The organism is Sutterella seckii, assembly GCF_009183815.1.
In the GTDB taxonomy this organism is placed as follows: Bacteria; Pseudomonadota; Gammaproteobacteria; order Burkholderiales; family Burkholderiaceae_F; genus Sutterella; species Sutterella seckii.
In genome coordinates, this window is record NZ_WEHX01000083.1 from 1 (window position 1) to 10,807 (window position 10,807).

Annotated in this window: 7 protein-coding genes; 2 read left to right on the forward strand and 5 right to left on the reverse strand. The window is 60.1% G+C overall.

Annotated elements, in window-relative coordinates:
• Positions 1-97: 97 nt before the first annotated feature.
• Entirely contained in the window at positions 98-2,650 is a 2,553-nt protein-coding gene (locus GBM95_RS09485; RefSeq protein WP_193222649.1) for a molybdopterin-dependent oxidoreductase, read from the forward strand.
• A gap of 188 nt (positions 2,651-2,838) precedes the next feature.
• Positions 2,839-4,053, forward strand: coding sequence for an ATP-binding protein (locus GBM95_RS09490; RefSeq protein ID WP_226963257.1), 1,215 nt, complete (start codon positions 2,839-2,841; stop codon positions 4,051-4,053).
• 205 nt (positions 4,054-4,258) lie between these two features.
• Here the strand turns inward: GBM95_RS09490 and dut are convergent, their stop codons facing one another.
• The 5 genes from dut to GBM95_RS09515 all read right to left on the reverse strand — a co-directional run bounded on the left by dut (position 4,259) and on the right by GBM95_RS09515 (position 10,664).
• Positions 4,259-4,705 carry a dUTP diphosphatase gene (gene dut, locus GBM95_RS09495; RefSeq protein WP_193222650.1) on the reverse strand — a complete coding sequence of 149 codons (447 nt, stop codon included), beginning with the start codon at positions 4,703-4,705 and terminating at the stop codon, positions 4,259-4,261.
• Positions 4,706-4,752: 47 nt separating this feature from the next.
• Entirely contained in the window at positions 4,753-5,967 is a 1,215-nt protein-coding gene (gene coaBC, locus GBM95_RS09500; protein WP_152158879.1) for a bifunctional phosphopantothenoylcysteine decarboxylase/phosphopantothenate--cysteine ligase CoaBC, read from the reverse strand.
• Between the two features lie 157 nt (positions 5,968-6,124).
• Positions 6,125-6,643 carry a signal peptidase II gene (lspA, locus tag GBM95_RS09505; protein ID WP_226963258.1) on the reverse strand — a complete coding sequence of 173 codons (519 nt, stop codon included), beginning with the start codon at positions 6,641-6,643 and terminating at the stop codon, positions 6,125-6,127.
• A 13-nt stretch (positions 6,644-6,656) separates the two neighbouring features.
• On the reverse strand, positions 6,657-9,506 hold the full coding sequence (gene ileS / locus GBM95_RS09510; protein ID WP_152158881.1) for an isoleucine--tRNA ligase: 2,850 nt from the start codon (positions 9,504-9,506) through the stop codon (positions 6,657-6,659).
• A 198-nt stretch (positions 9,507-9,704) separates the two neighbouring features.
• Positions 9,705-10,664, reverse strand: coding sequence for a bifunctional riboflavin kinase/FAD synthetase (locus GBM95_RS09515; protein ID WP_152158882.1), 960 nt, complete (start codon positions 10,662-10,664; stop codon positions 9,705-9,707).
• Positions 10,665-10,807: the final 143 nt, after the last annotated feature.

The following is a 10,807-nucleotide window of genomic DNA, read 5'->3' on the forward strand; positions in this document are numbered from 1 at the left end:
GCCCAAGAGAAGAAATCCAGCAAGCCTCTGTGAAAATATTCCCCTTATCGTCATGCAGCTTCAAGGGGTGCTGTTACCGGATTTCTGGAAATTCACGATGTCCCGTCTCACACGCAGAAACTTCCTCGCCGCCGGCGCTGCCGGCACGGCTGCCGCCTTCGTGCCTCAGACGAATGCGGCCGCGAAGCCCGCTCCGGTTGAACCGGGGAATCCTGCGGCGCTTAAAAGCGCCGCACAGTTCCGCGAGAAGCCGCTTTCCGTTCCGACGAAGAAGGACCTGGAGCTCTCCAATACCTTCAGCCTCGGTAAGTCGACGCTCGACGAAAATGAAGTCATCACGGCGTCCCGCTGGGGCGTCGTGCGCGCGCATGTTCAGGGCGGAAAGCTCACGCACCTCACGCCCTTCGAGCATGACTATGCGCCCTCCGTCAACATGAACGGTCTCTGCGAGCTTCCCTATTCCTCCTCCCGCATCCGCTATCCGATGGTGCGCGAGGGATATCTCAGGAACGGCCCAGCAAGCCGCGAACACCGCGGCGAAGAGAAGTTCGTGCGCGTCTCCTGGGAGACGGCGCTTGATCTCGTCGCGAAGGAAATGAACCGCGTCTACGACGCTTACGGTCCGAGCGCCGTCTTCGGCCGTTCCTACGGCTGGATGTCGACGGGCAAAGTCAATGCCGCGATCAACCTTCAGCAGCGTCTTCTCAATCTGAGAGGCGGCTTCATCCAGTGCATCAACAGCTATTCGACGGCTGCCATCAGCCGCATTCTGCCCTATGTCGTCGGCACGGGCGACCCGCGCTCGACGAGCTGGGACGTCGTGATGAAGCATTCCGAGCGCGTCGTCCTCTGGGGATGCGATCCGATCGTGACGAACGACATCGACTGGCTTACGACCCTTCACAACAGCTACGGCTACTTCCGCGCGCTGAAGGAAAAGGGAACGAAGACCATCGCCATCAATCCGCTGAAGCCCGACACCGCGGAATATCTGGTCTCCGAATGGATCGCGCCGCGCCCCGGCACGGACTGCGCCATGATGCTCGGCATGCTCCACGAACTCGTGAGAACGAAGAAGGCCGACACGGAATTCCTTACGAAGTGCTGCTCGGGCTGGCCGGAACTCCATGACTACATTACCGGCAAGACCGACGGCGTCGAGAAGACTCCGGCCTGGGCCGCCCGCGAATGCGGCGTGCCGGCTGAAAGAATCGTGAGCCTCACGCACGAGCTTCAGGAACACCGCACGATGATCATGATGGGCTGGGGAATTCAGCGCATTCAGTACGGCGAACAGTCGCACTGGATGGGCTTTGCGCTCGCGGCGGCGCTCGGTCAGATCGGTCTTCCGGGCGGCGGCATCGGCACCAACTATCACTATTCCAACGGCGGTTCGCCCCTCTGCACGGGACCGTTCCTCGGCGGCATTTCGAGCGGCGTCAAGCCCGTGAAGCCCTCGACCCTGCCCTGGAAGGGCAGCCAGACGATTCCGGTCGCGCGCTTTGTCGACTGCTTCCTCAATCCCGGCAAGACCATCGACTTCAACGGCACGAAGGTGACCTATCCGGAAGTCCGTCTCGTCATGTGGGCGGGCGGCAATCCCTTTGCGCATCAGCCCGACACAATGAAGCTCGAGCGCGCCTGGAAGAAGCCCGAAACGGTTGTCGTCACCGACACGGTGTGGACGGCGACGGCGCGTCACGCCGACATCGTGCTCCCGGCCGCAACGGTCTTCGAACACAACGACATCACGAATATCGGCACCTACTCGAACGATGGTCTCGTGGCGATGCAGCAGGCGATCGAGCCGCAGTGGGAGTCGAAGCCCGACTACTGGATCTTCAGCGAACTTGCGAAGCGCATGGGTCTTGAAGCGGCCTATACCGAAGGTCTCGACGAGATGGGCTGGATCAAGCGTCTCTACGGCGAATCGCAGAAGATGGGCGAACGCATCGGCGTGAAGCTCCCCGCCTTCGAAGAATTCTGGAAGAAGGGCTACTTCCTTTTCGACGTGGCCGAAAAGGACCGCAATTTTGTGGCTTACGAAGCCTTCCGCAAGGATCCGAAGGCGAATTCGCTCGCAACCGAGAGCGGCCTCATTCAGCTTTATTCGCCGAAGATCGCCTCCTACGGCTACAAGGACTGCCTCGGGCACCCCGCGTACTTTGTGCCGACCGAAGGCGTCAACACGAAGACCAAGGCGCATCCGCTCGCCCTCATGGCCTGCAAGAGCCGCTACCGCATGCACAGCCAGCTCGACGGCACGGTGAGCCATCAGTTCGCGAACATCAACGACCGCGAACCCTGCTGGATCAACCCGGCGGATGCGAAGGCGAGGGGCCTGAAGTCGGGCGACGTCGCGCTCGTGAAGAATGACCGCGGCGCGCTCCTTGCGGGCGTCTACGTCACGGACCGCGTGCAGTCGGGCGTTGTGGTCGTGCACCATGGCGCCTGGTTCGCTCCGCTCGATATCGACGGCCTCCGCGTCGACGTGCACGGGAACTCCAATACGCTCACGATGGACGAACCCACGTCGTCGCTCGCCTGCGGCAACATTGCTTCGACCGCGCTCGTCGAGGTGGAGAAGTGGACGAAGGCGCTTCCGCGCGTTTACGTCTACGATCAGCCTGAAAGCGTGCTTCAGGCCTGACGCGTGACCCTCACGAGGAAGGCTTCGGGATCTCTGCTCCCGAAGGCCTTCCTCCATAGGACGAACCGCAGATTCTCTTCGCTGTAATATGTTGTTTTTATGTTGATTCTTATGGAAATTCTTTTATAAGAGAAAAATATTGAAAAAATGCTGTAAAATTCTTCTATATAAGAATTTCTTTTGATCTCATGCATATGTATCCGCGCCCGCTCTACCTCGAACAACTTCTTCAGTTCAGGGATAGTCCCGTCGTCAAGGTGATTACGGGAATGCGCCGCTGCGGGAAGAGCGCCTTGCTTGAGCTCTACAGGGATGCATTGCTCAATAGCGGCGTGCCCCCGGAGAGAATCTTCAGCTTCAATTTTGAATCTCTCGCCAATGCAGATCTGCTCGACTATATGGCGCTCTATAAGCGCGTCATGGCGAAAGCCGGGGAGACGAAAGAGAAGGTCTATCTCCTCTTCGATGAAATTCAGGAAGTGGACGGCTGGCAGAAGGCCGTCAATGCTTTCCGGGTGGATCTCAATGCCGACATTACAATTACCGGCTCCAATGCAAGGCTCCTTTCCGGTGAACTTGCAACGCTCATTGCCGGGCGGTACGTCGAAATCCGCGTCTGGCCGCTGAGTTTTGCGGAGTTTCTGCTCTTTAACGGCCTGAAGATCGAATCGTGCGACCTCCAGAAGGCTTTCGACGCCTTTGTCCGCCAGGGAGGCCTCCCGGGGCTGCACCAGATCAGCGGCGGAATGGAAGCCCGGATGCAGTACCTGGGAGACATCTTCGACGCCGTGCTGCTCAAGGATGTCGTGCAGCGCAATAACGTGCGCGATGTCGAGCTCCTCTCAAGAATTATTATGTTTTTAATGGATAATATTGGGAGCCTATTTTCCGCGAAGACTGTATCGGACTTCCTGAAGAGCCAGGGGAGAAAGCTCAGCACGGAAACCGTATACAACTACCTCAGCTTTCTCGAGCGCGCCTTCATCATTGAGAAGGCGAGCCGCTTTGACCTCAAGGGCAAAAAACTTCTCGAGACGCAGGAAAAAATTTTTGTCTGCGATACCGGCATTCGCAATGCGGTTGTCGGCTTCCGCCCTGATGACATTGCCGGGCTTCTCGAAAATATCGTCTATCTCAATCTGAGGCAGAAGGGATACGAGGTGACCATCGGAAAGCTCGATGCGCTCGAGGTTGACTTCATCGCCAGGAAGCGTGAAGAGCAGATCTATATCCAGGTCTGCTACCTGCTCACCGATGAGAACCGGGCGCGGGAGCTTGCCCCGCTTCAGAAAATCAAGGACAACTACCCGAAATTCCTTCTTACGATGAGTCCTATGGCAGAAGGATCCATAGATGGGATAATAATTAAAGATTTTATTAAATTTTTGTTAGCCTTTGATTGATAAATAAATTTTTTCCGGATTGAAGAGAGTAATCCTCAGTTGTTTTTCTTTTGCCTGCAGGATTGAGCCAATACCGGTGCGGCCGGCATCGCCTTGGAGGAGCCTCAGGACTGCTCAACCAGGAAGCGCTGAAGCGGGTCCGCGCGTTTCCCTGCCGAAGAAATGCTGAGCGCTTCAACCCGTTGATGCGCTCAGCATTCAGCTGTTATTCCACGCCCGTGGAGCCGAAGCCGCCCGTGCCGCGCTCAGACGCGTCGAAGGACTCGACGATGCGGAACTCAGGCTGAACAACCGGGACGACGATCAGCTGCGCGAGGCGCTCGAAGGGCGTCACTTCATAGGGTTCGGAGTTTCTGTTCCAGATGGAGAGCATGAGCTCGCCCTGGTAGTCGCTGTCGATGAGGCCGACAAGATTGCCGAGCACGATGCCCTTTTTGTGTCCGAGGCCGGAGCGCGGAAGAATGAGCGCGGCAAAGCCCGGGTCGGCGACGTGAATGGCGAGACCCGTATGAAGGAGCTTCGTTTCGCCCGGGGCAACTACGAGCGGCGCATCCAGGATGGCGCGCAGGTCGACGCCGGCGGAGCCCGGCGTTGCCGTTTTGGGAAGATGTTCGCGGGCGCGTTCGTCAAGAATCTTGAGGTCGATGAGCATGGTGTCTGTGAATTCCGTGTCGGCTTCAATGTGAATCGAAGGTGGAATTATCCACGGCGCGCGAGCTCCCGTGCAGCCGCCGCCACAATGAATTCAGCGCACTCGCGCTTGGAAGCAGGGCCGAAATGCTCTTCCTCAGAGGCGCTCACGATGCGGATGGCATTCTCTTCGGAATGAAGCGCGAAGCGCGCATCGTTGGCGACGATGAGCGCAGCGTGCTTGCGGATCAGCTTTTCGCGCGCAAAAGCAGTGAGCGTTGCGCCTTCCGCCGTCTCCGCGGCGAAGCCGATCGTGACCGGAGCGCCCGGGCGCTCGCCCACGCGGGCGAGGATGTCGGGATTCTCGCTCCAGAGGAGGTCCTGAAGCGCCGAGTGGCCGGAAGCATCCTTCTTGATTTTGCGCATCGACACCGCACCCGGACGCCAGTCGGCGACGGCGGCGACGCCGATGAAGAGGTCGCAGGGGGATTGGTCGAGCTCGGTCTGAACCGCCTGATCCATGTCCCGGGCGGAAACCACGTCAATGCGGCGCACGCCCACGGGCGTCGCGAGACTGACCGGGCCCGCGATGAGCGTGACTTCGGCGCCCGCATTTCTCGCGGCGCGCGCGATTTCAAAGCCCTGGCGGCCGCTCGAGCGGTTGGTGACGCCGCGCACCGGGTCGATCGCTTCGTACGTGGGGCCGGCGGTAATGATGACGCGCTTCCCCGAAAGCGTCTTGGGCGAGAAGAGCGCGTCCGCGAGCTCGCAGACTTCAGCGGGCTCCATCATGCGTCCGGCTCCCTTGTCGCCGCAGGCCTGAAGGCCTTCGACGGGTCCGAAAAACGCGGCGCCGTCAAGCTTCAGGTTCTCCACATTGCGCTTCAAGGCGGGATTGGCCCACATCGCCTGATTCATGGCCGGGACGAAGGCCAGCGGAGAACGCCTCGCGGCAATGAGCGTGCTCGCGAGGTCGTCGGCGATGCCGTTTGCCGCCTTGGCAATGAGGTTCGCAGTCGCGGGCATCACGAGAAGGAGGTCCGACGTGCGGGCAAGTTCAATATGAGGCATCACGGAGTAAGGGTTCTTCGCCCATTCGGTCGTGAGCGCGGGCTTGCCCGTGAGCGCTTCGAAGGTGAGGGGCGTCACGAATTCCGCGGCGTGTTCGGTAAGCACGACCTGAACTTCGGCGCCTCTCTTCATCAGAAGACGCGCTGCCTCGCAGCTCTTGAAGGCGGCAATGCCGCCCGAAACGATAAGCGTGATGCGTTTGCCCTGGAGCATGAATTCCCCTGACGGCTGACAGATGAAAGAAATGCTTGAATTCTGCCTGAAAGGGGGCATCAGAGGCAGTCGTTTTCTGCACGAAAATTGGCAACAAAAAGCGCCTCCTTCCGGGATGGAAGAAAGCGCTTTTGAAGGGAAAAGCTTTGGCAAAAGCCTATTTTTCCTTATTCACGTGCCGGAATTCATCGATGACGATGCCCGCGGCTCCCATGCAGATTGCAATATCGGCCACATTGAATGCGGGCCAGTGCCAGTTTCTCCAGTAGAAGTCGAGGAAGTCGATCACGTACCCGGAAGTCATCCGGTCGCAGAGGTTTCCGAGCGCTCCCGCGCCGATGAGCGTGAGGGAGAGGCTGAAGAGAAACCGTGCGTTGTGGCGCCAGAGCATTCTGAGCACCACAAAGACGACGACGAGCGCAAAGGCGGAGAGCACCCACCGCTGCCAGCCGCCCATTTCCGCAAGGAATGAGAAGGCCGCGCCGTAGTTGTGGGCGAGCACCAGGTTGAAGCCCGGCAGCACCGGATGAATGTCGCCCGGGTCGAACGCCCGCTCGAACCAGAACTTGGTCGCCTGGTCGAGCGAGAGAACGAGAAACCCGAACAATGTCCAGAGGCTGAATTTCAGGGGCGTCGCCCCGGCCGGGGACCGGTCGGGCGGCGCGCTTTGCGTCAACTCTCTGAGCCATTTACGCGAAGAGGCGCTTTTCGCCGGCGCCGAAGAGGTTCGAGACGCAGCGCGGGCAGAGGGTCGGGTGTTCGGCATTGCTGCCGACGCCCGGCACATAGTGCCAGCAGCGTTCGCACTTCTTTTCTTCCGACGGACGGACGGTGATCTTCACTTCATCGCCTTCGGCCTTCACGAGCTTCACTTCGGACATGATCATCACGAAGCGGAGTTCGTCGCCCAGGGACTCGAGAACCTCGTAGAGGCCCGCGGGCGCCGCGATTTCACCGGTCGTCTGGAGGGACGAGCCGATCGTGCCGCTCGCACGCTCGTCTTCGATCGCCTTCTGAACGTCGGCGCGGACGGCGCGGATCTTCGCCCACTTGTCGAGGAGGTCCTTATCGCCGCCCACTTCGGGGAGGTGCTCGAAGGTCTCGACGAAGATGGTCTCGGCCTTGTTGGGCGAGAAGACCTTGAAGGCTTCCTCGGCCGTGAAGGAGAGGATCGGCGCGATGAGGCGCAGAAGCATCTTCGTGATGAGGTAGAGCGCGGTCTGAGCCGAACGGCGCGCGAGGCTCTTCGGGGCCGTCGTGTAGAGACGGTCCTTGAGAACGTCGAGGTAGAAGGAGCCGAGGTCGGTCGAGGCGAAGGTCTGCAGGAGCGTCACCACGTTGTGGAAGCGGTAGTCCTTGTACTCGGCAAGCACGCGCTTCTGGAAGTCTTCCGCATAGGCGATCGCCCAGCGGTCGAGTTCGAGCATGTCGTCAAGCGCCACGGCTTCCTTCGAGTAGTCGAAGTCCGAGGTGTTGGCGAGGAGGAAGCGCAGCGTATTGCGGATGCGGCGGTAGGATTCCACAACGCGGTTGAGAATCGTCGGACCGAGGCGCAGTTCGCCCGAGTAGTCGGTGGAGGCAACCCAGAGGCGCAGAATTTCGGCGCCGAACTTGTCGCTGATTTCCTGCGGACGGACGATGTTGCCCTTCGACTTCGACATCTTCTCGCCCTTTTCATCGACGCAGAAGCCGTGGGTGAGAAGCTGGTTGTAGGGCGGACGGCCGTCGAGCATCGTGCCCGTGAGGAGCGACGAATGGAACCAGCCGCGGTGCTGGTCAGAGCCCTCAAGGTAGAGGTCGGCAGGCCACGAGAGGATGTCCTTGTGGGAGCCGCGGAGCACCGTGTAGTGGGTCGTGCCCGAATCGAACCAGACGTCGAGAATGTCGGTCGACTTCACGTAGTCCTTGGCGTCCTCGCCCAAGAGATCCTCGGGCTTCACCTTGGCCCAGGCTTCGATGCCGCCTTCAGCGACGAGCTTCTCGACCTTCTTCATGATTTCGAGCGTGTCGGGGTGAAGTTCGCCCGTCGACTTCGAAAGGAAGAAGGGAAGCGGCACGCCCCAGTTGCGCTGGCGCGAGATGCACCAGTCGGGACGATTTTCAATCATCGCGTAGAGGCGGTTGATGCCCCACTCGGGGAAGAACTTCGTCGCCTTCACGCCTTCGAGCGCCGCTTCGCGGAGCGTCTTTTCCGTCGAGGGGAGACCAAGCACGCTCTTCGTGTCTTCATCGGGCGCATCCATGCGGACGAACCACTGGGCGGTCGCGCGGTAGATGAGCGGCGTCTTGTGGCGCCAGCAGTGCATGTAGCTGTGGATCATCTTCCCGGAGGAGAGAAGAGCGCCTGCAACGCGCAGCGTGTCGAGGATCTTGGGGTTGGCCTGCCAGATGTTCATGCCGGCAAAGAAGGGAAGCCATTCGGCATAGGTGCCGTCGCCCATCACCGGGTTGAGCACCTGGTCGTTCGTCATGCCGTGCTTCTTGCAAGACACGAAGTCGTCCACGCCGTAGGCCGGAGCCGAGTGCACGATGCCCGTACCGGACGTGGCTTCAACGTAGTCGGCGAGGTAGACGGGCGCGTAGCGGCGGTAGCCCTCATGCATGTCGTAGAGCGGGTGCTTGAAGCGCAGGCCCTCGAACTCGGCGCCCATGGCGGTGGCGGCAACCTTGCCGGTCATGCCGTAGCGCTTGAGGCACTCTTCCGTCAGGTCCTTCCCGAAGATGAGGTAGCGGTCGCCGCAGTCGACGAGAGCGTACTCGAGCTCGGGGTGCATGTTGAGCGCCTGGTTGGCGGGGATCGTCCAGGGCGTCGTCGTCCAGATGACGATCGAGCAGGGCTTTTCGATCTTCATGCCGAAGATCTTCTCGACGCGCTCGTGGTCTTCGTCCGTAAGGGCGAAGGCGACGTCTAGCATCGGCGACTCCTTGTCCTTATATTCGACTTCCGCTTCAGCGAGCGCGCTCTGGCAGTCGAAGCACCAGTTGACGGGCTTCAGGCCGCGGTAGACGTAGCCCTTTTCCATGATGAGGCGCAGCGCACGGATTTCAGCGGCTTCCGTGTCGTAGCGCATGGTGCGGTACGGATTGTCCCAGAGACCGAGAACGCCCAGGCGCTTGAAGTCGGCGAGCTGGAGCTTCGACTGCTCCATCGCATAGGCGCGGGCGAGCGACTGCATCTTGTCGACGGGGAGGTTCTTCCCGTGCTGCTTTTCAATCTGCACTTCGATCGGCATGCCGTGGCAGTCCCAGCCCGGGACGTAGGGCGCGCAGAAGCCTTCGAGGGTCTTCTCCTTGACGATCATGTCCTTCAGGATCTTGTTGACCGCGTGACCGAGGTGAATTGCGCCGTTGGCATAGGGAGGGCCGTCGTGAAGAATGAATTTCTTCGCGTCGCGGCGTGCGTCGAGAATGCGCTCGACAATCTTCTTTTCATCCCATTCGCGAATCCAGCCCGGTTCGCGCTTGGGGAGGTTCCCTCGCATCGGGAAGGGTGTATCCGGCAGGTTGAGCGGATACTTCTTATCGTCAGCTTGTGCCATTTTGGTCAAAACTCCTGGCCCCCTCGGGCTCTTCAGGTCGAACGCTGCGGGCGGCCCGGATGCGGGACGCGGCGCTTTTATGCGTTCAGTTGGTTTCAAGGAAAAATCCCCGTGCTTCTGTTGCCGCCTGAGGCTTCCGCTTCAGGGGGATCCGTTAGTGGTCTCTTCTCATGAGTCCGGGATCCCGCCCTTTGGAATTCACTCAGGCGTTCCCGGGGCAAGCCCGAGAATCTGACGCGCGCGGGCGGCGTCGTTTCTGATGGCGGCCGTGAGTTCGGGGAGGCCGCTGAATTTCTGTTCCGCACGTATTCGCTCTATGAAGCGAACGCAGATGTTTCTGCCGTAGGCGTCGCCGTGCCAGTCAAAGAGATGGGTCTCAAGGAGCCAGCGCTTCGAGCTCGTCACCGTCGGGCGAAGTCCGAGAGAAGCGACGCCCGGAATGCTCGCGCCCGGGAGAATCCCTTCGACGCGGACGGCAAAGACGCCCGAGAGCGCAGGACGCGCACGGCTTCCGGGCGGAATCGGAGCAATGTTGAGCGTGGGGTAGCCGAGCGTGCGCCCGAGTGCCTGACCGTGAATCACGCGGCCCGACATCGTGTAGGGGTGCCCGAGCATGAGGGACGTTTCATAAAAGTCCCCGGTAGCGAGAGCTTCCCTCACGCGGGTGGAGCTCACCTTTCTTTCGCCGTGAAAGAGGAGCGGCGAAATCCACGTCTCGAAATGATGTTCCTTTCCGAAATTCACGAGATCATGGGCATCGGCCGCACGGCCGCTCCCGAAGCGGAAGTCTTCGCCCACGGTGATCCAGCGGCAGTCGAGCCCCTTCACGAGCACTTCCTTCACGAAGTGCTCCGCCCCTTCGCGGGCGATGCGCTCGTTGAAGGGCAGCATGTAGATCCGCTCCACGCCGCAGTCGAGAATGCGCTTCACCTTGTCGAAAAGCGTTGAAATGCGCGGAACCGGATCGAGATGCGGGAAGTACTCGCGCGGATGAGGTTCGAACGTAAGCACCGAAGGCACGAGACCGCGATCCTTGGCGGCATCGACCATGCCGTGAAGAAGCGCCTGGTGGCCCGTGTGCACGCCGTCGAAATTGCCGATGGCGATCGCGCTCGGAACGCGCAGGCGGGGATCAGGGAGACCGCGGAAAACGTGCATGTGAATGACGGAATAAAAAGGAATTTCTGGAGCGAAAAATTATACTCGTGAATTTCCAGAAATCCGGTAACAGCACCCCTTGAAGCTGCATGACGATAAGGGGAATATTTTCACAGAGGCTTGCTGGATTTCTTCTCCTGGGC

What these genes read in the sequence shown, in the direction of transcription:
- GBM95_RS09485 (WP_193222649.1), top strand. Translation starts at nt 98, where the DNA reads ATGTCCCGTCTCACACGCAGAAACTTCCTCGCCGCCGGCGCTGCCGGC.
- GBM95_RS09490 (WP_226963257.1), top strand. Translation starts at nt 2,839, where the DNA reads ATGCATATGTATCCGCGCCCGCTCTACCTCGAACAACTTCTTCAGTTC.
- dut (WP_193222650.1), bottom strand. Translation starts at nt 4,705, where the DNA reads ATGCTCATCGACCTCAAGATTCTTGACGAACGCGCCCGCGAACATCTT.
- coaBC (WP_152158879.1), bottom strand. Translation starts at nt 5,967, where the DNA reads ATGCTCCAGGGCAAACGCATCACGCTTATCGTTTCGGGCGGCATTGCC.
- ileS (WP_152158881.1), bottom strand. Translation starts at nt 9,506, where the DNA reads ATGGCACAAGCTGACGATAAGAAGTATCCGCTCAACCTGCCGGATACA.
- GBM95_RS09515 (WP_152158882.1), bottom strand. Translation starts at nt 10,664, where the DNA reads ATGCACGTTTTCCGCGGTCTCCCTGATCCCCGCCTGCGCGTTCCGAGC.